General features: G+C 73.4%; 17 protein-coding genes. 13 read left to right on the top strand and 4 right to left on the bottom strand.

The features are described from left to right. The first annotated feature begins 32 nt into the window (after positions 1-32). From NUV38_RS03855 to NUV38_RS03840, 4 genes are all read left to right on the top strand, one after another. Positions 33-734 carry a hypothetical protein gene (locus NUV38_RS03855; protein WP_257727843.1) on the top strand — a complete coding sequence of 234 codons (702 nt, stop codon included), beginning with the start codon at positions 33-35 and terminating at the stop codon, positions 732-734. Further along, the gene (locus NUV38_RS03850) at positions 731-2,263 is read left to right on the top strand and encodes a DNA polymerase Y family protein (RefSeq protein ID WP_257727842.1); all 1,533 of its coding nucleotides are present in this window, start codon (positions 731-733) and stop codon (positions 2,261-2,263) included. Before NUV38_RS03855 ends, NUV38_RS03850 begins: the two co-directional genes overlap by 4 nt. 24 nt (positions 2,264-2,287) lie before the next feature. After that, positions 2,288-5,782: an error-prone DNA polymerase gene (locus NUV38_RS03845; protein WP_257727841.1), complete on the top strand. Its 3,495-nt coding sequence runs from the start codon at positions 2,288-2,290 to the stop codon at positions 5,780-5,782. Positions 5,783-5,866: 84 nt separating this feature from the next. After that, positions 5,867-7,111, top strand: a complete 1,245-nt coding sequence (locus tag NUV38_RS03840; protein ID WP_257727840.1) for a YeeE/YedE family protein — start codon at positions 5,867-5,869, stop codon at positions 7,109-7,111. 49 nt (positions 7,112-7,160) lie between these two features. On the opposite strand, the gene eis is transcribed toward NUV38_RS03840, so the two are convergent. Further along, positions 7,161-8,291 (bottom strand): enhanced intracellular survival protein Eis, encoded by a 1,131-nt coding sequence (eis, locus tag NUV38_RS03835; RefSeq protein WP_257727839.1) that lies wholly within the window; start codon positions 8,289-8,291, stop codon positions 7,161-7,163. A 104-nt stretch (positions 8,292-8,395) separates the two neighbouring features. Here eis and NUV38_RS03830 point away from each other — a divergent pair, with 104 nt between their 5' ends. From NUV38_RS03830 to NUV38_RS03795, 8 genes are all read left to right on the top strand, one after another. Then, a complete protein-coding gene (locus tag NUV38_RS03830) occupies positions 8,396-9,079 on the top strand; it encodes an NUDIX domain-containing protein (RefSeq protein WP_257727838.1) in 684 nt (227 codons plus the stop codon). Next, positions 9,076-10,380, top strand: coding sequence for a quinolinate synthase NadA (nadA, locus tag NUV38_RS03825; protein WP_257727837.1), 1,305 nt, complete (start codon positions 9,076-9,078; stop codon positions 10,378-10,380). Before NUV38_RS03830 ends, nadA begins: the two co-directional genes overlap by 4 nt. Position 10,381: 1 nt before the next feature. Then, entirely contained in the window at positions 10,382-11,929 is a 1,548-nt protein-coding gene (nadB, locus tag NUV38_RS03820) for an L-aspartate oxidase (RefSeq protein ID WP_257727836.1), read from the top strand. Next, complete coding sequence (gene nadC / locus NUV38_RS03815; RefSeq protein ID WP_257727835.1) at positions 11,923-12,804, top strand: carboxylating nicotinate-nucleotide diphosphorylase; 882 nt, start codon at positions 11,923-11,925, stop codon at positions 12,802-12,804. The genes nadB and nadC overlap by 7 nt, the downstream gene beginning before the upstream one ends. Continuing rightward, positions 12,780-13,922 (top strand): cysteine desulfurase family protein, encoded by a 1,143-nt coding sequence (locus NUV38_RS03810; RefSeq protein WP_257727834.1) that lies wholly within the window; start codon positions 12,780-12,782, stop codon positions 13,920-13,922. The genes nadC and NUV38_RS03810 overlap by 25 nt, the downstream gene beginning before the upstream one ends. Positions 13,923-14,017: 95 nt before the next feature. After that, positions 14,018-15,235, top strand: a complete 1,218-nt coding sequence (locus NUV38_RS03805) for a cysteine desulfurase family protein (RefSeq protein WP_257727833.1) — start codon at positions 14,018-14,020, stop codon at positions 15,233-15,235. Between the two features lie 28 nt (positions 15,236-15,263). Beyond that, entirely contained in the window at positions 15,264-16,373 is a 1,110-nt protein-coding gene (gene mnmA, locus NUV38_RS03800; RefSeq protein ID WP_257727832.1) for a tRNA 2-thiouridine(34) synthase MnmA, read from the top strand. After that, positions 16,370-17,332 carry a methionine synthase gene (locus NUV38_RS03795; RefSeq protein ID WP_257727831.1) on the top strand — a complete coding sequence of 321 codons (963 nt, stop codon included), beginning with the start codon at positions 16,370-16,372 and terminating at the stop codon, positions 17,330-17,332. Before mnmA ends, NUV38_RS03795 begins: the two co-directional genes overlap by 4 nt. A 700-nt stretch (positions 17,333-18,032) precedes the next feature. Here NUV38_RS03795 and NUV38_RS03790 read toward each other — a convergent pair. Continuing rightward, on the bottom strand, positions 18,033-18,209 hold the full coding sequence (locus NUV38_RS03790; RefSeq protein ID WP_156364755.1) for a hypothetical protein: 177 nt from the start codon (positions 18,207-18,209) through the stop codon (positions 18,033-18,035). An 84-nt stretch (positions 18,210-18,293) separates the two neighbouring features. Here NUV38_RS03790 and ligA point away from each other — a divergent pair, with 84 nt between their 5' ends. Next, complete coding sequence (ligA, locus tag NUV38_RS03785; protein WP_257727830.1) at positions 18,294-20,450, top strand: NAD-dependent DNA ligase LigA; 2,157 nt, start codon at positions 18,294-18,296, stop codon at positions 20,448-20,450. Between the two features lie 93 nt (positions 20,451-20,543). Here the strand turns inward: ligA and NUV38_RS03780 are convergent, their stop codons facing one another. Together NUV38_RS03780 and ppk2 are read right to left on the bottom strand one after the other, a co-directional pair. Then, complete coding sequence (locus NUV38_RS03780) at positions 20,544-21,272, bottom strand: cutinase family protein (RefSeq protein WP_257727829.1); 729 nt, start codon at positions 21,270-21,272, stop codon at positions 20,544-20,546. Between the two features lie 98 nt (positions 21,273-21,370). Continuing rightward, positions 21,371-22,267, bottom strand: coding sequence for a polyphosphate kinase 2 (gene ppk2 / locus NUV38_RS03775; protein WP_200914534.1), 897 nt, complete (start codon positions 22,265-22,267; stop codon positions 21,371-21,373). Between the last annotated feature and the right edge of the window lie 32 nt (positions 22,268-22,299).

The raw sequence follows: 22,299 nt of genomic DNA, 5'->3' as shown, positions 1-22,299 counted from the left end.
ACTCGTTCGAACATCTGTTCGATCATGAGAGGGTGTCCGCAGCCCGCCCAGCCCTCGAGGTCGTCGCCGAGCTGCGGCGCGAGGTCGAGCGGATGCAGGGCGCACCCGCACGGCAGGCGGTGCCCACGCACCCGGCCCTCGAGGGCCTGCTGAGCCTCGAGACCGGTGGGGTCTACGGCGTCGACGCGGCCAGCCTCGCGCTGCTGCTCATGTCCGGCCCGTCGGCGGCCGGCACGTGGTCCGCGGTCGTGGGTGCACCCGACCTCGGGGTCGAGGCCGCCGTGGCCATGGGGGTCGACCCGCACCGCACCGTGTTCGTGCCGGACCCCCAGGACCGGTGGCTGGAGGTCACCGCCGCCCTCGTCGACGTCGTCGGCCTCGTGGTGGTGCGGCCGCCGTCCGCCGTCGGTGAGGGCGACGCCGCCCGCCTCGGCGCCCGGCTGCGCAAGCAGGGCTGCGTGCTGGTGCCGTGGGGCGTCTGGCCCCGGTGCGACGCCCGGCTCACCCTCGCGACCACGCGCTGGGCGGGGGTGGGGGCGGGTGACGGCCACCTGAGGGCGCGTGAGGCCACCGTGACCGTGCACCGTGGCACTGCTCCGAGCCGGACCCGCGACCTCCTCCTGCCGGCCGACGACCTGACCGTGCGACCTGCGCGCCCGCAGGTCGTGGCGCCCCCGGCCACCGGGGTTCCCGTCATCGTGAGGAGCCCCGCCTTCGTCAGGAGCGCAGGATGAGGACGCTCGTGCTCTGGTGCCCGGACTGGCCCGTGCGGGCCGCCCTGCCGGACCTGCCGCGCGACGTCCCCGGCGCGGTCATGGACGGCGGCCAGGTGCTGGCCTGCAACCACGCCGCCCGGGTGGAGGGCGTGCGCCGCGGCATGCGGCGCCGTGACGCGCAGGCGCGGTGCCCCGAGCTCGCGCTCGCCGACCACCGCCCGGAGGTCGAGGCCCGGGCCTTCGAGGAGGTGCTGCTGGGCGTCGAGGAGCTCAGCCCCGCCGTCACGCCGCTCCGGCCGGGACTGTGCGCGCTGCCCGTGCCGGCCCGGTTCTACGGGGGCGAGGAGGAGGCGGCGGCCGTCGTCGCCGAGCGGGTCGTCTCGCTGGCGGTGTGGGACGTGCGGCTCGGGGTGGCCGACGGGCTCTTCGCGGCCGAGCAGGCCGCCCGCCGCGCGATGCCGCAAGGGGTCCACGTGGTCGAGCCCGGTGCCGACGCCGCGTTCCTGGCTCCGCTGCCGGTCGAGACGCTCGAGGCGCCGGAGGTGGTGAGCCTGCTGCGTCGCATGGGCCTGACCACGCTCGCGCACCTGGCGGCCCTGCCCGCGTCGGACGTGCACACCCGGTTCGGCACCCACGGTGCCCTCCTGCACCGCCTGGCCTCGGGCCAGGACCCTCGGCTCCTCGCCCGGCGCGAGGTGCCTCCCGAGCTGGGCGGGATCCTCACCCTCGAGCCGCCGGTCTCCAGCTCCGAGACGGTGGCGTTCAGCCTGCGGTCGGTCGCCGAACGGTTCGTCGCGCGCCTGGCCGACCACGGCCTGGTGTGCACCGCGCTCGGGATCGAGGTGGAGGTCGACGACCAGGTGGCGTCCACCCGTCGGTGGGTCCACCCGCGCTGGTTCGGTGCGGTCGACGTCGTCGACCGGGTGCGCTGGCAGCTGCAGGGCGGTCCGCTGCCGGGACCGGTCGGCGCGGTCCGGCTCGTGCCCGAGAGCGTCGCGCCCGTCGGCGAGCACGCACCCGCCCTCTTCGGGCCCGGTGGTCGGGGTGCCGCGACGGCGCAGGAGGACGACCGCGTCGAGCGCGGCATCGCCCGGGTGCAGGGGCTCGTCGGTCACGAGGGGGTGCTCGCCGCCCGGGTGCAGGGTGGCCGCTCGCCGTCGGCCCGGCGTCTGCTCGCGCCGTGGGGCGAGCAGACCCAGCCGGCCCGTGCCGTGGGGGCTCCCTGGCCGGGCTCCGTGCCACCGCCGGCGCCGGCCACGGTGTACGCGTCACCGCGTCCGGCCCAGGTGGTCGGCCCCGGCGACCGGGTCGTCGGGGTCGACGGCCGGGGAGCGATCAGCTGCGACCCCGTCCGGTTCCGTGCCGCCGGCGACGAGGACTGGCGTCCCGTGGCGTCCTGGGCGGGCCCGTGGCCGGTCGACGAGCTGTGGTGGGACGAGGCGGCGGCCCGTCGGGTGGCGCGCTTCCAGGTGGTCGGGGTCGACGGCACGGCCTGGCTCATGGTCGTCGAGAACGGCACCTGGTGGACCGAGGCCCGCTATGACTGACGTGCACGAGCCCGTGGAGCGCTGATGGGCTGGAACAACCCCGACGTCCCGTGGCGCGAGCTGGAGGCCCGGCTCTCCGGCCGGCCCGCTCACGCGCTGCCGAGCGAGGGTCGCGACGACCTGCGCCCCGACCCGGTCGACGGTCGCTTCCCGGACGGAGGAGACGGGCCTGCCTTCAGCCGCAAGCGTGCCCGGTACCAGGCGCCGGGCAGGCCAAGTCGTCACGGCTCGGCGGACGAGGTCCGGACCGCTCCCTACGCCGAGCTGCACTGCCACAGCGACTTCAGCTTCCTCGACGGCGCGAGCGCACCGGAGGTGCTGGTCGAGCAGGCGAGCTCCCTGGGGCTGGAGGCGCTCGCGCTCACCGACCACGACGGCTTCTACGGCGTGGCCCGGTTCGCCGAGGCCGCCGCCGAGCACCCCGGTCTGGACACCGTGTTCGGGGCGGAGCTGTCGCTGGGCCTGACCGCGCCCCAGCTGGGTGCCGCGGACCCGGAGGGCAGCCACCTGCTCGTGCTCGCCCGAGGGGTGGAGGGCTACCACCGGCTGGCCGCGGCCATCACCGAGGCGCAGCTCGCGGGCGACGAGAAGGGCAGGCCGGTCTACGACCTCGAGCGGCTCGCCGAGCAGGGCCGAGGGCACTGGCACGTGCTCACGGGCTGCCGCAAGGGCTTCGTCCGGCAGGCGCTCGCGACCGGTGGGCCGGCCGATGCGTCGCGCGCGCTGGGACGGCTGGTCGACCTGTTCGGTGCCGACGCCGTCGACGTCGAGCTCACCGACCACGGCGGTCCCACCGACTCGGCCACCAACGACGTGCTCGCGGCCCTGGCCGGCGAGCACGCCCTGCCGGTCGTGGCCACCGGCAACGTGCACGCCGCGGTGCCGTCGCGCACCCGGCTGGCCCAGGCCATGGCCGCCGTGCGCGCCCGGCGCAGCCTCGCCGAGATGGACGGCTGGCTGGCCGCCTCCGGCCAGGCCTACCTGCGCTCGGGCGAGGAGATGCAGGCACGCTTCGGGCGCTACCCGGGAGCCGTGGCGCGGTCGGTCGAGGTGGCCCGGGGTGCGGCCTTCGACCTGCGTCGTGCGGCGCCGCGGCTGCCGCAGACCGACGTCCCCGACGGGTACACCCCCATGGAGTGGCTGCGCGAGCTGGTGAGGCGGGGCGCCGACGACCTGTACGCCCACGACCGCGACCGGGCCGAGGAGCGGCTCCGCCAGGAGCTGGCGGTCATCGAGGCCAAGGGGTTCTGCGGCTACTTCCTCATCGTCCACGACATCGTGGCCGAGGCCCGTCGGCGGGGGATCCTGTGCCAGGGCCGGGGCTCGGCGGCCAACTCCGCGGTCTGCTACGCCCTGCGCATCACGGCCGTCGACTCGATGTTCTACGACCTGCCGTTCGAGCGGTTCCTGGCCGCCACGCGCGACGAGGAGCCCGACATCGACGTCGACTTCGACGCAGGTCGCCGCGAGGAGGTGATCCAGTGGGTCTACGACACGTTCGGGCGCCGCAACGCCGCCCAGGTGGCCAACGTCATCAGCTACCAGCCGCGCTCGGCGGTCCGCGACGTCGCGAAGGCGCTGGGCTACTCCGTGGGTCAGCAGGACGCGTGGAGCAAGAGCATCGAGTCGTGGCGTGCGGTCGAGACGCCCGAGGAGAGCCCGTTGCCACCGCTGGTCGGTGAGCTCGCCGAGCAGCTGCTGAAGACCCCGCGGCACCTGGGCATCCACTCCGGCGGGATGGTGCTCACCGAGCGCCCGGTGGGCGAGGTCGTGCCGATCGAGCGGGCGCGGATGGACAAGCGCACGGTCGTGCAGTGGGACAAGGACGACTGCGCGTGGATGGGGCTGGTCAAGTTCGACCTGCTGGGCCTCGGGATGCTCGGCGCGATCCAGCGCACGTTCGACCTGCTCGCCGAGCACACGGGGGAGCGGTGGGACCTCGCGTCGATCCCCAAGGAGGAGCCGGCGGTCTTCGACATGCTCTGCCTGGCCGACTCCGTCGGGGTCTTCCAGGTCGAGAGCCGTGCGCAGATCGGCACGCTGCCCCGTCTGCGTCCTCGTTCGTACTACGACCTCGTCATCGAGATCGCGCTCATCCGGCCCGGTCCGATCCAGGGCGGTGCCGTGCACCCGTACATCCGTCGCCGCACGGGCAAGGAGCCGGTCGAGTTCATCCACCCGTTGCTGGAGCCGGTGCTGGCGCGCACCCTCGGGGTGCCGCTGTTCCAGGAGCAGCTCATGCAGATCGCCATGGCGGTGGGGGACTGCACGGGCGACGACGCCGACCTGCTGCGTCGGGCCATGGGGTCCAAGCGCGGCACCGAGCGCATCGAGCGGCTGCGGGAGAAGCTCTACGCCGGCATGGAGCGCCACGGCATCACGGGCGAGGTGGCCGACGGCATCTACGCCCGCATCCAGGCGTTCGCGAACTTCGGCTTCGCCGAGAGCCACGCGCTGAGCTTCGGGCTGCTCGTGTACGCCAGCAGCTGGCTCAAGCTGCACGCGCCGGCGGCGTTCCTCGCGGCGCTGCTGCGCTCCCAGCCGATGGGCTTCTACTCCCCGCAGTCCCTCACCGCCGACGCGCGGCGCCACGGCGTCGAGGTGCGGCGGCCCTGCATCGCCCGCTCGCAGGTCCATGCCGACCTGGAGGTCCTCGACGACGGGCCGGGCCGTGGGCGGCGGACCAGCACCGGCCTCGACGGGTGCACGCACCGCGAGCAGCCGCCGGCAGGCGACTTCGACGACACCGAGGGCCGGACGGAGCTGCAGGCGAGGCTGGCCGGGCACCGCCGCGACGGCCACCACGCCGTGCGCCTCGGCCTCACCGAGGTCCAGGGCATCGGTGAGGCCGACGCCGAGCGGGTGGTGGCGGCGCGAGCCGACGGTCCGTTCGTCGACATGGCCGACGTCGTGCGACGTACCGGGCTGTCGGTCCCGCAGATGGAGGCCCTCGCCACCGCCGGGGCGTTCGACGTGTTCGGGATCAGCCGTCGCCAGGCGCTCTGGAACGCGGGCTACACCGACGCCCCCGACCTGCTGGCCGGCACGGCGGTGCAGGCGCCACCTCCGATGCTGCCCGGCATGAGCGACGTCGAGCTGACCACCGCCGACCTGTGGGCCACCCGCATCTCGCCCGCCGAGCACCCGTTCGTGCACCTGCGACCGCTGCTGCGTGCCGAGGAGGTGCTGGCGGTCCAGGACTGCCCCGACCTGGGCACCGGGCGTCGGGTCCGGGTGGCGGGGCTGATCACCCACAAGCAGCGCCCCTACACCGCCTCGGGCGTCACGTTCCTGAACCTGGAGGACGAGACGGGCATGCTCAACGTGGTGGTCTTCGCCGACGTCTGGAAGCGACACCGGCGGGTCCTGCAGAACGCGGCGGGCGTGGTCGTGCGCGGTGTGGTCGAGAACGTGGAGGGTGCCACCAACCTGCGGGCCGAGCGGATCGAGCGGGTGGAGGTGCTGTACCCCGAGGCGGCCTCGACCATCGGTCCCCACCGGTCCCGCGACTTCCGGTGATCGACGTCACGTCGACCCTGCCGAGCGATCTCAGGGAGCGAGAACCGACCGGCGGCCGACTCGGCCGGACGTAGCGTCGAGGACATGGCCACCCTCCTCAGCCCCGCCCGTACCCGGGTCCCCACCCCGCCCGCGCCGCCGGCACCGCCGCTGCAGCGCGGACCGGCGGTGGTCGCCGGGGTGCTCGCCGTCGTGCTGCTCGCGGTCGTCCAGACCCAGCACGGCACGCAGAAGGCCGTGCTGCTCGCGCTGGGTCTCGGGCTCGGCGCGGCGCTGTTCCACGCGCGCTTCGGCTTCACGTCGGGCTGGCGTCAGCTGGTCGCCGTCGGCAACGGGGCGGGCGTCCGCGCGCACTCGCTGCTCCTCGGCACGGCCGCGACGCTCGGGCTGCTGCTGCTCGCCTCGGGGTCCGGCCTGTTCGGCACCACCCCGGGCGGGGTGGAGGGATCGATCGGGGTGGGTCTGGTGCTCGGGTCGTTCCTGTTCGGCGTGGGCATGCAGCTCGGCGGCGCGTGCGCGTCGGGCACGCTGTTCGCCGTCGGGTCGGGCCAGAGCAGCATCCTCGTGACCCTCTTCGGGTTCGTCGTCGGGTCGGTGCTCTACACGTGGCAGTACGACCTCGTCGACGACCTGCCGGCGTGGGACCCCATCGTCCTGCAGGACCACGTCGGCTACCTGGGCGCGTGGGTGCTCACGATCGGAGCGCTCGCGCTCGTGGTGTGGGGGACCCGGGTCGTGCAGGCCCGTCGCAACCCGCCGCCCACCTCGCCGCCGCCGACGGCCCAGGGTGCGGCACGCGTGGTGCGCGGCTCCTGGTCGCCGTACGTCGGCGCCGTGGTGCTGGCCGTCCTCGCGGCCGGGGTGCTGTGGGTCTCCGGTGGCATCTGGGGCATCACCAGCGCCTTCGCGCTGTGGGGGGCCAAGCTCCTCCAGCTGGTCGGTGCCCACCCCGAGACCTGGAGCTTCTGGCAGCAGCCCGACCAGGCCGCCCAGCTGTCCGGCCCCGTGCTCGCCGACAAGAACTCGCTCACCAACATCGGCATCATCGTCGGCGCCGCGATCGCCGCCACCCTGGCCGGCACGTACTCGCTGCGGCACCGGTTCGCCGCGAGGCAGGTCGTGGCCTCGCTGCTGGGCGGCATCATGCTCGGGGTCGGCGCGCGGCTCGCGTCGGGCTGCAACATCGGCGCCTATCTCGGCGGCATCTCCACCGGCAGCCTGTCGGGCTGGATCTGGGGCCTCGTCGCGCTCGCCGGCACCTGGGTGGGTCTGCGCCTGCGGCCGTCCTTCGGCCTCGACGTGCCGAAGCGGTACGACGGGGTCTGCTGACCGAGAGGCGCCCTGCGGGGGCACCTCGACGAGCTCCCCGGTCGGGTGCTCAGAAGTAGTCGTGCACCGTGACCGGACCGCGGGAGAACAGCAGGTCCCACGTGACGTCGTCGGCGTCGTCGCCCCCGACGTGGCCCAGCGCGCGCAACGCCGCCGACGTCTGCGCCCCCGCGAAGGTGAGGGCCAGGCCACCGCGGGTGAACGAGCGGCCGCTCCCGTCGCCGTCCTCGATCCGACCCGAACCGTCGGCCAGGACGAGGGCGTGCGGTCGGCCCTCGACCACGAAGGGCAGACGAGCGTCGATGCCCGGGTGCACGCGAGGGAGCGCGAGAGCGGCCGGATCGAGCACGGCGAGGGCGTAGGGGGTCGAGGTGACGGGGGTGGGGTGCGCGACGCGCATCAGGTGCTGCCAGGCCGGGATGCCACTGGAGCGGAGCAGCACGTTCGGCGTGACCGACCCGAACGTCGAGAGCAGCGTCATGAGCGAGCGCAGGGCGTCCTCGTCGTCGGCCACGAGGTCCCACACCCGCAGCTCGCCGTCGGCGGCGTAGCCGCGCCCGCGGTCCCACGACGTGTAGCCGACGACCACGCCGTCGCGCTCGGCGACGGTCACGCCGCTGACCCGGAGCGTGGGGGCCTCGGCGAACAAGGGCCCTCGACGCTGGAGCGGGCCGTTGCCGCGCGAGACCACCCGGTCGTGCACAGCACGGATGGCCTCGGCGTCGGACTCGTCGGCACGGCGCACCGACGTGGTGCCGCCGGCCGCGAGCGCCCCGGTGGGCACGCGGACGTCGTCGAGCGTGGTGACGTTCTCGTACCCCAGTCGGCGGTAGATGCCGGGGGAGGTCGCGTAGAGGGTGGAGACCAGGGCGCCACGTCGGCGCGCGGCGTCGAGCAGCGTCGTCAGGAGCGGTGTGAGGATGCCGCTGCCGCGGTGCTCGGCCGTGATCGTCACCCCGCCGATGCCGGCGGTCGGCACCAGCGCGCCCCCGAACCACGAGTCGTAGGCGCGGTCGAGCGCGGTGGCCACGAGACGGTCGTCGACGAACGCGCCCCACCAGGTCTTGCCCGGGGCGTGGATCGCGACCGGTGGCTCCGGGGGGTCGAACGCCCCGAACGCCTCCACGAACAGAGGACGCATGGCGTCGGTGTCGTCGTCGGTCAGGCGGCGGATCTCCATGGACTCATCCTGTCCCCACCCGCGGGACGGAGACCACGCCCACTTCGGGTTGACCTGACCATAAGAGGGGCTTAGGGTCAGAAGTACCTGAAGGGAGGCGGACCATGACGACGACACCGGACCTGCTCGCGAGCGACCAGGTGAGCCTGGCCGTCTCCACGGTGATCTTCGCGCTGCGTCCGCACCCGGCCACCGGCAGCACCACGCTCTGGCTGCCGCTGGTGCGGCGGATCCGCGAGCCGTACGAGGGTCGGTGGGCGCTCCCGGGCGGTCCGCTCGGGCCCGACGAGGACCTCGCTGCGTCGGCGCGGCACACGCTGGAGCGGACCACCGGACTCACCCCCGGGTACCTCGAGCAGCTGTACTCCTTCGGCGCGGTCGACCGGTCCCCGGCCGACCGGGTCGTCTCGATCGTCTACTGGGCGCTCGTCCGCCCCGACGAGGACGCGCGCGCCACCGACGGCGAGAACGTCGAATGGGTGGTGGCCGACGAGGTCGAGGGCCTGGCCTTCGACCACGACGCGATCCTCGGCTACGCGCTCGACCGACTACGGGCCAAGATCACGTACTCGCCGATCGCCTTCGCGTTCCTCACGCCCGAGTTCACCCTGGCCGACCTCCGTGCCGTGCACGAGGCCGTGCTCGGGCGGTCGCTCGACCCCGCCAACTTCCGCCGTCAGGTCCTGGCGAGCGGCACCGTCGTCCCCACCGGCTCGCACCTGACGGGTACGAGCCACCGACCTCCGGCGCTCTACCGACGCGCCGGACACCTCGAGGAGAACCGATGACCACCTCATTCGTCCCCGCTCCCGGAGGTTCGGTCCACGACGCGATCTCGGCCCGCCCGGCCGACTCGTGCGACACCGAGCTGGCCGAGGGACCCTGGGTCTTCGACCTCGTCCCGGGCTACGGTCCCGGGGCCTCCGAGGACGACGTGATCCCCGAGCCGGTCGTGCGTCCGGGTCAGCTGCCCGCGGCCTACCAGCGGATGTCCGAGCCGGAGCTGCACGAGCGCATCCGCGCCGCCAAGCAGGCACTGGGGGACCGGCTGGTCGTGCTGGGGCACTTCTACCAGCGCGACGAGGTCGTGCAGCACGCCGACTTCGTGGGTGACTCCTTCCAGCTGGCCAACGCGGCCCTCACCCGCCCGGACGCTGAGACGATCGTGTTCTGCGGCGTGCACTTCATGGCCGAGACCGCCGACATCCTGGCTCGGCCCGAGCAGCACGTGATCCTGCCGAACCTCGCGGCCGGGTGCTCGATGGCCGACATGGCCGACGAGGACTCCGTCGAGGGGGCGTGGGAGGAGCTCGAGGCCCTCTACGCCGACCCGGTCACGGGCATGGGCCCCGACGCCGACGGCAAGCTGCCGGTCCTCCCCGTCACCTACATGAACTCCTCCGCCGCGCTCAAGGCGTTCTGCGGACGCCACGGCGGCATCGTGTGCACGTCGTCCAACGCCTCGACGGTGCTGGAGTGGGCGTTCGAGCGGGCGCACCGGGTGCTGTTCTTCCCCGACCAGCACCTGGGCCGCAACACCGCCAAGGCCATGGGCGTCCCGCTCGAGCGGATGCCGATGTGGAACCCGCGCAAGCCGCTGGGTGGCAACACCGCCGAGGTGCTCCAGGACGCGAAGGTGCTGCTGTGGCACGGGTTCTGCTCCGTGCACAAGCGGTTCACCGTCGCGCAGATCGAGAAGGCCCGCGCGGAGCACCCCGGGGTGAAGGTCGTGGTGCACCCCGAGTGCCCGATGCCCGTCGTCGACGCCGCCGATGCGGCCGGCTCCACCGACTTCATCCGGAAGTACGTCGCCGCCAGTGAGCCGGGCGACGTGATCGCGATCGGCACCGAGGTCAACCTGGTCAACCGGCTCGCCGCCGAGCACCCCGACCGCACCATCTTCTGCCTCGACCCGGTGGTCTGCCCCTGCTCGACGATGTACCGGATCCATCCCGGCTACCTGGCGTGGGTCCTCGAAGGCCTGCTCGAGGGCGAGGTGCGCAACGAGATGGTCGTCGCCGAGGACGTCGCGACGCACGCCAAGGTCGCCCTCGAGCGCATGCTCGCCGCGATCCCGAAGGACGCCTGACATGACCCGCCTGGTCGTGGTCGGCAGTGGCGTGGCGGGGCTGACCGCTGCGCTGGAGGCCGACGCCCGCGACGGGGTCGAGGTCACCCTCGTCACCAAGGCCGCCCTCGGGACCAGCAACACGGCGTGGGCCCAGGGCGGCGTGGCGGTCGTGACGGATGCGGGCGACTCGGTCGCGTCGCACGTGGCCGACACCCTCGCGGCCGGCGCGGGACTCTCCGACGACGACGCCGTGCAGGTGCTGTGCGCCGACGGCCCCGAGGCCGTCGCGGGACTGATGCGCCGGGGCGTGCTCTTCGACGTCGACGCGGGCGACCTCGCGCGCGGCCTGGAGGCTGCGCACTCGCACGCGCGCATCCTCCATGCAGGGGGTGACGCCACCGGTGCGGCCATCTCCGAGGCGCTCGTGGCGCGGGTGCGCGCCACCGGCATCGAGGTGCGCGAGCACACGATGGCCGTCGACCTGCAGGTGGCGGAGGGACGGGTCCGCGGTCTCCGTCTCCTCGACGGCACGGTCCTGCCCGCCGACGCCGTGGTGCTCGCCACGGGGGGCGCGGGGCAGCTCTACCCCTTCACCACCAACCCGGCGGTCGCGACGGGTGACGGTCTGGCCATGGCGCTGCGGGCCGGCGCTGTGGCGTCGGACCTGGAGTTCTACCAGTTCCACCCGACGGCGCTCGCCGTGCCCGGCAGCCCCCTCGTGTCCGAGGCGGTGCGCGGTGAGGGTGCGGTGCTGCGCTCCGTGGACGGCCACCGGTTCATGGACGACGTGCATCCCGACGCCGAGCTCGCCCCGCGCGACGTGGTGGCTCGGGGGATCGCCGAGCAGATGGCGCGCCAGGGTGGCCTGCCCGTCCTGCTCGACGCCACCGAGCTCGGGGCCGCCTTCCTGGCCCGCAGGTTCCCGACCATCGACGCCATGGTCCGGTCGCACGGGCTGGACTGGGGGACCGAGCCCGTCCCCGTGTCGCCCGCGGCGCACTACTTCATGGGTGGGGTCCGCACCGACCTGTGGGGGCGGACGTCGCTGCCGGGTCTGTACGCCGTCGGCGAGGTGGCCTGCACCGGTGTGCACGGCGCCAACCGGCTCGCCTCGAACTCCCTGCTCGAGGGTGCGGTCTTCGGTCGGCGTGTGGTCGAGGCCGTCCTCGGCACGGTGCCCCAGGAGGCCTTCGACGCCGAGTGGGCCGCACCGGTCGAGGTGCCGTCGGTGGCCCCGACCGAGCCGTTGGAGCGCTCCGACCTGCAGCAGCTGCTGTGGGAGACCGCCGGCCTCAGCCGGGACGCGGCGGGCCTCGAGCGCGCCTCGGTGCTGCTCGGCGCCGGCGCCGTCCCGCCGGGTGCCGACGTGAAGGGGGTCGAGGACGCGAACCTGCACGTCGTGGGCGCGGCCGTCGTGGCGTCGGCGCTGGCGCGACGTGAGTCGCGGGGCGGCCACCACCGCACCGACGCCCCCGGCACCGACCCGACGCAGGCCCGGCACAGTGCCGTCGTGCTTCCGGCGGCGCGCCTGCTGCGCGACGGGGCGCGGGAGTCGGTGTCGTGCTGAGCCGGGAGCAGGTGCAGCGCGTCGTCGACATGGCGCTCGCGGAGGACGCGCCCTTCGGCGACGTCACGTCCCAGGTCTTCGTGCCGGCCGAGGCCGTGGCGCGCGGGTCCGTCGTGGCCCGGGAGCCGGGTGTCCTGGCCGGTGTCGACGTGCTCCGGCAGACGTTCACGACCGTGGACACGGGGGTCGTCGTGGAGGTGCTGATGGCCGACGGTGACCGGTTCGTCACCGGTGACGTGCTGGCACGCGTGCAGGGCCCGGCGCGAGCGGTCCTGCAGGGGGAGCGTGTCGCGCTCAACCTGGTTCAGCGGATGAGCGGGATCGCCACGCTCACCTCGCGCTACGTCGAGGCCGTGGCCGGCACGGACGTGCGGGTCGTCGACACACGCAAGACCACGCCCGGCCTGCGCGCGCTGGAGCGGCACGCGGTGCGCTGCGGGGGTGGCCACAACCACCGCTTCTCGCTCTCGGACGCCGTCATGGCCAAGGACAACCACCTTGCGCTCGTCCCGGACGTCACGGCGGCCGTGCGGGCGGCTCGCGCGACCCTCCCGCACACCATGCACGTCGAGGTCGAGGTGGACCGGCTCGACCAGGTCGAGGCCGTCCTGGCGGGCGGTGTCGACACGATCATGCTCGACAACTTCACCCCCGACCAGCTGCGCGAGGGAGTCGCGCTCGTCGCCGGCCGCGCGATCGTGGAGGCCAGCGGTGGCATCACGCTCGAGACGATCGGCGAGGTCGCGCGGACGGGGGTCGACGTGATCAGCGTCGGGGCGCTCACGCACTCCGTCCGGGCGCTCGACCTGGGTCTGGACCTCGACGTCGCGCGCGGCGGGGGTGCCGGGCCGTGGGCGGCCGGGACAACACCGTGATCTACCTCGACGAGGCCGCCACGACACCGCTGCGTCGCGACGTCCTCGCCGCGATGGGCCCGTACCTCGGGCCCGCGTTCGGCAACCCGTCGAGCCACCACGAGCTCGGTGAGGCGGCTCGAGCCGGGCTCGAGCAGGCTCGTGCCGACGTCGCCGCGTCGCTGGGGGCGCGGCCGGGTGAGGTCACGTTCACCTCGGGTGGGACCGAGTCCGCCAACACCGCCGTGAAGGGGATCTGCCTGGCGCAGCCGCGCGGGAGGCACGTCGTGGTCAGCGCGGTCGAGCACCCGGCCGTCCTGGAGTCGGCGCTCTGGCTCGGACGCATCGGGTACGACGTCACGCTCCTCGACGTCGACGAGCACGGCGCGGTCGACCCCGGTGTGCTCGCGGCCGCCCTGCGCGTTGACACGACCTTGGTCAGCGTGCAGCACGCGAACAACGAGGTCGGCACGGTCCAGCCGGTCGCCGACCTGGCTGACGTCGCCGCAGAGCGTGGAGTGCCGTTCCACACCGACGCCGTGCAGTCGGCCGCCTGGCTCGACGTCGACGTCACTCGGCTGGGCGTGCAGGCCCTCAGCCTGTCGGCCCACAAGCTGGGCGGTCCGAAGGGCGCGGGCGTGCTGTGGGTCCGGCGGGGAACGCGGTTCGAGCCGCTCGTGCACGGCGGAGGTCAGCAGGGCGGACGACGATCAGGCACCGAGGACGTGCCCGGCGCGGTGGGTCTGGCTGCTGCCCTGCGCCAGTCTCGTGGCGGCCCGTCGACGGCCGAGGAGGTCGCGGCCCGCCGTGACCGCTTCGTCGCGGCCGTGCTGGCGGGCGTCCCCGGTGCGCGTCTCACCGGCCACCCCACGTCGCGGCTGCCCGGCCACGCGTCCTTCGTGCTGCCCGGCCGGTCGGGGGAGTCGGTCCTGCTGGACCTCGAGCGGCGCGGCATCGTGTGCTCCAGCGGCTCGGCGTGCCACGCGGGGAGCGACGAGCCCAGCCACGTGCTGACGGCCATGGGTCTGGAGCGCGAGGTGGCCCAGACGGCGCTGCGCTTCACCTTCGGGGTGGCGGTGACCGACCACCAGCTCGCCGAGACCGCCGACGCCCTGGTCGACGTCGTCGGAACTCACTGAACACTGCGGAGGTCTCACCGCGGTGACGGTGCGCGGATGCCGCGCTCGGGCGCGAGGCCGCTGCCTTCGCCACCAGGAACTACGCTGGGAGGGCCATGACCTCGTCCGACCCCTCCTCGAGCCTCGACGCCGTGTACCTCGACCACGCGGCCACGACGCCGATGCATCCCGAGGCCGCCGCGGTGCTCGCCGACCAGCTCGCCCGCACGGGCAACGCGTCGAGCCTGCACACCTCGGGGCGGGCGGCCCGGCGCGTGGTCGAGGAGTCGCGCGAGGTGATCGCCGAGTGCCTCGGCGCACGGCCCAGCGAGGTGGTGTTCACGTCCGGGGGGACGGAGGCCAACAACCTCGCGATCAAGGGTCTGTACTGGGCGAGGCACGACGAGTCCCCGGCGCGGGACCGCGTCCTGTTCAGCTCCATCGAGCACCACGCCCTGCTCGACCCCGTGACCTGGTTGGCGGCGCACGAGGGCGCCCGCATCGACACCACCCCCGTGGACCGCCAGGGCCGGGTCGTCGTCGACGCCCTGCGCGAGCAGATCGAGTCCGACCCGGCGTCGGTGGCCGTCGTGACGACCATGTGGGCCAACAACGAGATGGGCACGATCCAGCCCGTGGCCGACGTCGTGGCCCTGGCTCGCGAGCACGGCATCCCGGTCCACAGCGACGCCGTCCAGGCCGCGGGCTACCTCCCGCTCGACTTCGCCGCGTCGCACCTGGACGCCATGACCGTCACGGCCCACAAGCTCGGCGGTCCGGTCGGCGTCGGGGCCCTGCTCGTGCGCCGCGAGGTGGCACCGGTCCCGCTGGTCCACGGCGGCGGCCAGGAGCGCGACCTCCGCTCGGGCACCGTCGGCGTGGCGCTCATCGCCTCCTTCGCCCGGGCGCTGGAGCTCACGGTGCAGCGTCAGGCGGAGGTCTCGGCGCGCATCGAGGGCCTGAGGCGCCGGCTCGTCGACGGCATCGGGCGGATCGTCCCCGACGCGATCGTGAACGGCGACCCGGAGCCCGGCCCGGACCACCGTCTGCCCAACATCGCGCACGTGACGTTCCCGGGGTGCGAGGGCGACGCGATGCTCATGCTGCTCGACGCGCAGGGGGTGGAGGTCTCCACCGGCTCCGCCTGCCAGGCCGGGGTGCCCCAGCCCAGCCACGTGCTGCTCGCGATGGGCTACGACGACGCCGCGGCTCGCGGTTCGCTGCGGCTGAGCCTCGGCCACACCAGCACCGAGGCCGACGTCGACCGGCTCCTCGCGGTGCTGCCCCAGGTGCACGAACGTGCCGCCCGCGCCTCCCTCGTGCGGAGCCGTTGATGCCCGGACCGACGACGGGCGTCTGCTGATGGCCCGCCTCGTCGCGGCCATGTCCGGGGGTGTCGACTCGGCCGTGGCGGCCGCGCGTGCCGTCGACGCGGGCCACCAGGTGACCGGGGTGCACCTGGCGCTGAGCCGCAACCCCCGGTCGTACCGGTCCGGTGCCCGTGGGTGCTGCTCCATCGAGGACGCCGGCGACGCCCGACGGGCCGCCGACGCGCTGGGCATCCCGTTCTACGTGTGGGACATGAGCGCCGAGTTCGCCGACGAGGTGGTCGACGACTTCGTCGCCGAGTACGCCGCAGGTCGGACCCCCAACCCGTGCCTGCGCTGCAACGAGAAGATCAAGTTCGCGGCCGTGCTCGACCGCGCCCTCGCACTCGGCTTCGACGGCGTGGTGACGGGGCACTACGCACAGCTGTCGCAGGCCCACGACGGGACGGTCGAGATGCACCGGGCCGACGACGTGGGCAAGGACCAGAGCTACGTGCTGGGCGTGCTCACGCAGGACCAGCTGCGTCACTCGCACTTCCCCCTCGGCGGCTCGGTCAAGACCGACGTCCGCGACGAGGCGGCACGTCGAGGTCTGCAGGTCGCCACCAAGCCCGACAGCCACGACATCTGCTTCGTCGCCGACGGTGACAACGCCGGCTGGCTGGCCGAGAAGCTGGGACCGCGCCCGGGCGTGGTCGTCGACGAGCAAGGTGCGGTGCTGCGTGAGCACGACGGTGCCTACGCCTACACGATCGGACAGCGGCGCGGCCTGCGTCTCGGCGTCCCCGCCGACGACGGCAAGCCGCGCTTCGTGCTCGACATCGAGCCCGTCTCCGGCACGGTCACCGTCGGCCCGCGCGAGCACCTGCTCGTCGACGCCCTCGAGGCGGACCGACCGCTGTGGTGCGGAGCCGCGCCCGACGGACCGCTGGAGTGCACGGTGCAGCTGCGCGCCCACGGTGCCGAGCACCGGGCGGTCGTGGAGGTGCTCGACGACGGCCGGGTGCACGTCGACCTCCTCGACCCCGCCGAGGGCATCGCCCCCGGCCAGGCCGTGGTCGTCTACGTCGGGACCCGCGTGGTCGGGTCGGCCACAATCACCGCGACGAGCCGCAGCAGCACCGCCCCCGGGCCCGTGCGGTGAGGGCCACGGGCATCGGCTCGATGCCGGGGGAGGACTACACGGAGTCGGTCAAGACCGTGCTGGGCACGCTCGACGACCTGGCCTTCGTCCCCGAGCTGCCGGCTCGAGGCGTCGCCGCGCAGATGATCGGCCGCTCGCTCGCGTTCCTGGAGGGGCTGGGGGCGGACCTGCAGCCCGGTGGGTGGCGGCTGCTCGACGCCTCCGGCGTGGACCACCGTCGCGCCAGGTCGCTGCTCGCCCAGGACCTCGACGTCGTGGAGGAGCTCGCGCAGGGCCGGTCGGGCGCCGTCAAGCAGCAGGTCGCCGGGCCGTGGACCCTCGCCGCGACCGTGGAGCTGCAGCGGGGGGAGAAGGTGCTCTCCGACCACGGAGCACGGCGCGACCTCGCCCACGCGCTCGCGTCGGGCCTCACCGACCACGTCGCGTCGCTGCGCCGTCGGTTCCCCGGCGCCGATCTGGTGCTGCAGGTGGACGAGCCCATGCTCCCGGCCGTGCTGTCCGCCCAGGTCCCGACCTCGTCGGGCTTCGGCCGCTACCGCACCGTGCACCCGCCGGAGGCCGACGCCCTGCTGCGGGTCGTCGTCGACGCCGTGCGGGCGGCCGGAGCGAGCCCCGTCGTGCACTCGTGCGCTCCAGACCTGCCGGTCTCGCTGCTCCGCGGCGCGGGCTTCGACGCGATCTCCTTCGACCTGTCGCTCACCGCCTCCTCCGGAGGCGACGCCTGGGCGGAGACCTTCGAGGCGGGGACGGACCTGTGGCCCGGGATGCTCCCGTCGACCGACGGCGCGCTCGACCCGGCGGGCTCCCGTCGCACGCTCGTGGCGTGGTTCGATCGGCTGGGCTTCGCCGAGGACCTCTGGCACGACCGGGTGGTGGCGACGCCGTCGTGCGGCCTGGCCGGGGCCACCCCGGCCCACGCCCGCCAGGTGCTGGCCGAGCTCGCCGCCCTCGCGGGCTGAGGACCGTCGGGGGTGCTGCGGCCACCTCCTGTGCGGCTGACGTAGGTCAGCGCTGCCCGCGGTTGCGTGCGAGCTGCTGCTGCGTGGCTCGGCTGGGCCTTCGCTTGCTGCTGTGAGGCTCCGGCTGGGCCTTCGCTTGCTGCTGCGCGGCTCCGGGTGGGCCTTCGCTTGCTGCTGCGTCGCTGTGGCTCCGAGCCGGGTCGTTCTCCGAAAGGGCCTCGACCGGCGGAGGGGCCTGGGCTCGGTCGGGTTCTCGGAGCGTGGCTCCGGGGGACGCAGGATTCTGCGTTCGTGTGTGAGGGGGCGAAGGATGCTGCGTTTGTGGTCGGATCCGGTCGTGAACGCAGCATCGTTGGGGCATATACGCGCGAAGGCAGAATCTTGCGTCGGCAGGGGCGATGGTGCGCGGCGGGTGGGCAGGGCTTCTTCCTTTGCGCGGACCGTTCCTCGGAAAGGGAGAATCACTGCCCCTACGGGACCAAAGTCGTCGCCACGATGCTTCCTTCGCGAGGAACGGTCCACGAGTAGGAAGAATCGTGCGGGGATCACGCGCAGAGGGAGAAGCGTGGCCGCGCCCCGCAGACCCAGCCGGGTCGAGAGGCCCTTCGGAGACCACACCCACTCGCAGCCACAGCGACGCAGCAGCAGGCGACGCGACAGCCGGCGAGCCGTCACCGTCAGCGACGCAACACCGAGTCCCTCACACGATCTCGTCACGGGCCGGACGGCTGCCGAGCCGCACGACCGCGATGCCGACGACCACGGCCACGCCGCACACCACGTCGGCCGTGAGCCCGTCGAGGGCGAAGAACCCCACGAGCCCGGCCACCACGAGGAGAGCGCCGAGGACGATCGGGACGAGACGTCGAGTGCTCATGCGTCCACCGTGCCAGGTCGTCGGCCACGGTGCACCCCGCGGCTCGTGGGGCACGTGTCGGCGGCCGCCGATATCGTCTGACGCATGAGCGACGACGCCCTGCGGCAGCGGCACAAGGAGCTGGCCGAGCAGGTCGACGAGCACCGCCAGCGCTACCACCGCGACGACGCGCCGACCATCTCCGACGGCGAGTACGACGCGCTCGTGCGCGAGCTCGAGGCGCTGGAGGAGCAGCTGCCCGAGCTCCGCACGCCCGACTCGCCCACCCAGCAGGTGGGCGGCATGGTCTCGTCGTCGTTCGAGGCCTACGAGCACCGCGAGCGGATGCTCAGCCTCGACAACGCGTTCAGCCGCGAGGAGCTCGAGGCCTGGCACGGGCGACTCGAGCGCGACGGCGCGGGCGACGCCGAGTTCCTGTGCGAGCTCAAGGTCGACGGCCTCGCCATCAGCCTGACCTACGAGGACGGCGTCCTCACCCGTGGTGTCACCCGTGGCGACGGCCGGGTGGGGGAGGACGTCACCGAGAACGTCCGCACGATCAAGGCGATTCCGCACCGACTCTCCGCGACGGACGAGTTCCCGGTGCCCGCCTACGTCGAGGTCAGGGGTGAGGTCTACTTCCCCACCCAGGCGTTCGACGACTTCAACGCGGCGTGGGCCGAGGCCGGCAACAACCCCTTCGCCAACCCACGCAACGCCGCCGCGGGCACCCTGCGCATGAAGGACTCCTCGGTCACGGCCTCGCGGCCGCTCTCGATGGTCTGCCACGGCTTGGGCTTCCGCGAGGGCTTCCGGCCCGAGCGGCAGTCCGAGGCCTACGAGGCGCTGAAGGCGTGGGGGCTCCCCACGTCGGACCGCGCGAAGGTCGTGTCGGGCCTCGACGCGGTCGCCGAGTTCATCGAGTACTACGGCGAGCACCGTCACGACGTGGAGCACGACATCGACGGCGTCGTGGTCAAGGTCGACCAGGTGGCGCTGCAGGGACGGCTGGGCTCCACCTCGCGCGCCCCCCGATGGGCGATCGCGTTCAAGTACCCGCCGGAGGAGGTCAACACCCGGCTCAAGGACATCCTCGTCAACGTCGGCCGCACGGGCCGCGTCACGCCCTTCGGACTCATGGAGCCGGCCAAGGTGGCGGGCTCCACGGTCGAGATGGCCACGCTGCACAACCAGCACGAGGTCAAGCGCAAGGGCGTGCTCATCGGCGACCTGGTGGTGCTGCGCAAGGCCGGCGACGTGATCCCCGAGATCGTCGGGCCCGTGGTCGCCCTGCGCGACGGGACCGAGCGTGAGTTCGTCATGCCGACCGACTGTCCGTCCTGCGGCACGCCCCTGGCCCCGGCCAAGGAGGGCGACGCCGACATCCGGTGCCCCAACCAGCGCTCCTGCCCGTCACAGCTGCGCGAGCGGCTCACCCATGTGGGCAGCCGTGGAGCGTTCGACATCGAGGTGTTCGGCTGGGAGGGCGCGGTGGCGCTGCTCGAGTCGGGGGTGCTCGTCGACGAAGGCGGTCTCTTCGCCCTGACCGAGCAGCAGCTGCTCACCGTGCCGCTCTACCGCCGGGCGGCGAAGAAGGCGGAGAAGGAGGCGGTGGCCGCCGACTCGCCGGACGCACCGGTCCTGGGTCCGGACGACACCGTGCTCTCCACCAACGGTCGCAAGTTCCTCGACGGCCTGCAGAAGGCCAAGACCCAGCCGCTGTGGCGCGTGCTCGTGGCGCTCTCAATCCGGCACGTCGGACCCACGGCGGCGCGGGCCCTGGCCACCCAGTTCGTCACCATGGAGTCCATCCGCGCCGCCAGCGCCGAGGAGCTGGCCGCGACCGAGGGCGTCGGGCCCACCATCGCCGATGCCGTCGTGGACTGGTTCACCGTCGACTGGCACTGCGGCATTGTCGATGCCTGGGCCGAGGCGGGCGTCCGGATGGCCGACGAGCGCGACGACAGCATCGTGCGCACCCTCGAGGGACTCACGGTGGTCGTCACCGGGTCGCTGCAGGACTTCACCCGCGACTCCGTCAAGGAGGCGATCATCACGCACGGTGGCAAGGCGTCGGGATCGGTGAGCAAGAAGACCGACTACGTCGTCGTGGGTGACAGCCCCGGCACCAAGGCCGAGAAGGCCGAGCAGCTGGGCGTCCCGATCCTCGACGAGGACGGGTTCAAGCAGCTCCTCGCGGAGGGCCCGCCCCCGAGCGAGGAGGTCGCCGAGGAGCCGGCCGGGCCCGAGGGTGAGGACTGACGGTGCTGGAGCTGCGTCCGAGCTGCGAGTGCTGCGACGTCGACCTCGCGCCCACGAGCCGCGACGTCCTCCCCTCCGTCCGGATGTCCTGACTCAGTCCAGCAGGAGGCGTTGCACGGCGCGCGCGACCTGGCTCGCGATGGCGGCGTCCTCGTACCCGTGTTTGTGCACGGCGTAGTCGGTCCCACCGTCTGCGTCGCAGACCACGTCCCGGCTCAGGCACGCGTCGACCGTGCGCGAGTCGAGCGCGCCGAGGTCGGGGCCCGCCCCCAGGCTTCCGTCGCGGGTGGCGGCCGGGCCCGGTAGGTCCAGGCGGGTGAACGCCGCGTCGGGGTCGTGCCGCGGGCTGCCGATGAGCGCGAGGGCGTCGACGTGTCGGGCCAGGGCGGGACGGTCGGCGAGTGTCTCCTGGGCGATCTGGGCGCCCTGGCTGAAGCCGACGACCGCCAGACGTGCGTCCGGGCAGTCCCGTACCGAGGCGGTGAGCTGGCGGGCCAGCAGCCGTCGGCCCTGGTCGACGTCGGCGTCGTAGACGTCGATGTCGGAGGCGTCACGGCTGCGATGCCGGACCGCGGCGACGTCGATCTCGTCGACGCCCTTCTCGGTGAGCCGATCCACGAGGTCGGTGACCACGCCCTCGACCTCCGTGCCCAGCCCACGGTTCTTCTCGAGCGACTGCGACTGCCCACGGACCCCGACGACCTGCACCTGGGGGCACCCGTCGGCGGCCTCCGGGAGTCCGTCGTCCCCGGCCGCGGAGCAACCCGTCAGCACGAGGACGCAGGCGACCAGAGGCAGGAGCAGGCGGGGGGAGGGGGGCATCCCTCGAGCATGGCAGGCGGCCGAAGACGCGCGCCCGTGCCTCCGCCCTCCCACCGCCCGGCCGCACCGGTCCGGCGGGGGCGGCCGACGAGCGGCGCTCAGTCCACGTCGGCGTCGTCCGGGTCGAAGAGGTCGGCCGCCGCGCCCACGACGAGCGGGTCGGGGATGCGGACGACCTCGTGGTCCTTGCCGGGGTAGTCGAAGCGGTGCAGCACGTGGCGCATGGCCTCCAGGCGGGCACGCTTCTTGTCGTTGCTCTTCACGACCGTCCAGGGGGAGTGCTTCGTGTCGGTCCTGCGGAACATCGCCTCCTTGGCCTCGGTGTAGGCGTCCCACTTGTCGAGGGAGGCGAGGTCCATGGGCGACAGCTTCCACTGCCGCACGGGATCGATCTGACGGATGGTGAACCGGGTCAGCTGCTCGGCGCGCGAGACCGAGAACCAGAACTTCACGACGTGGATGCCGTCGTTCACGAGCATCTTCTCGAACGCCGGCGCCTGCTTGAGGAACTCGGTGTACTGGTCGGGCGTGCAGAAGCCCATCACCCGCTCGACACCGGCGCGGTTGTACCAGGACCGGTCGAAGAACGTGAGCTCGCCGGTCGTCGGCAGGTGGTGGACGTAGCGCTGGAAGTACCACTGGCCCTGCTCGCGCTCGGTCGGCTTCACGAGGGCCACCACCCGGGCGCCGCGCGGGTTGAGGTTCTCGGTGAACCGCTTGATCGTGCCGCCCTTGCCGGCCGCGTCGCGTCCCTCGAACACCATCACGACCCGCTGCCCGGTGTCCTTCACCCAGCGCTGCAGCTTGATCAGCTCGATCTGCAGCAGCCGCTTCTCCAGGTCGTACGTCGTGCGGTCGAGTCGCTCGCCGTAGGGGTAGCCCTCGCGCCAGGTGTCCACCGGCACGCCGGAGGGATCCAGGAGCACGGGGTCGTCGTCGTCGGAGTCGTCGACGGTGAAGTCGGTGAGGTGCTGGGCGGCCACGGTGTCGATCACGAGCGGGAGGCTAGGGGAGCGTGGTGAACGCC

This window comes from Aeromicrobium sp. 50.2.37, assembly GCF_024655735.1.
Lineage (GTDB): Bacteria > Actinomycetota > Actinomycetes > Propionibacteriales > Nocardioidaceae > Aeromicrobium.
The sequence above is the reverse complement of the archived record's forward strand: the minus strand, read 5'-3'. Positions and strand labels throughout refer to the sequence as shown.

Excerpts from the sequence above, each read along its gene's own strand:
- NUV38_RS03805 (WP_257727833.1), top strand. The coding sequence starts at position 14,018 with ATGACCTCGTCCGACCCCTCCTCGAGCCTCGACGCCGTGTACCTCGAC.
- nadB (WP_257727836.1), top strand. The coding sequence starts at position 10,382 with ATGACCCGCCTGGTCGTGGTCGGCAGTGGCGTGGCGGGGCTGACCGCT.
- NUV38_RS03830 (WP_257727838.1), top strand. The coding sequence starts at position 8,396 with ATGACGACGACACCGGACCTGCTCGCGAGCGACCAGGTGAGCCTGGCC.
- nadA (WP_257727837.1), top strand. The coding sequence starts at position 9,076 with ATGACCACCTCATTCGTCCCCGCTCCCGGAGGTTCGGTCCACGACGCG.
- NUV38_RS03840 (WP_257727840.1), top strand. The coding sequence starts at position 5,867 with ATGGCCACCCTCCTCAGCCCCGCCCGTACCCGGGTCCCCACCCCGCCC.
- mnmA (WP_257727832.1), top strand. The coding sequence starts at position 15,264 with ATGGCCCGCCTCGTCGCGGCCATGTCCGGGGGTGTCGACTCGGCCGTG.
- NUV38_RS03790 (WP_156364755.1), bottom strand. The coding sequence starts at position 18,209 with ATGAGCACTCGACGTCTCGTCCCGATCGTCCTCGGCGCTCTCCTCGTG.
- NUV38_RS03845 (WP_257727841.1), top strand. The coding sequence starts at position 2,288 with ATGGGCTGGAACAACCCCGACGTCCCGTGGCGCGAGCTGGAGGCCCGG.
- NUV38_RS03780 (WP_257727829.1), bottom strand. The coding sequence starts at position 21,272 with ATGCCCCCCTCCCCCCGCCTGCTCCTGCCTCTGGTCGCCTGCGTCCTC.
- eis (WP_257727839.1), bottom strand. The coding sequence starts at position 8,291 with ATGGAGATCCGCCGCCTGACCGACGACGACACCGACGCCATGCGTCCT.
- ligA (WP_257727830.1), top strand. The coding sequence starts at position 18,294 with ATGAGCGACGACGCCCTGCGGCAGCGGCACAAGGAGCTGGCCGAGCAG.
- NUV38_RS03850 (WP_257727842.1), top strand. The coding sequence starts at position 731 with ATGAGGACGCTCGTGCTCTGGTGCCCGGACTGGCCCGTGCGGGCCGCC.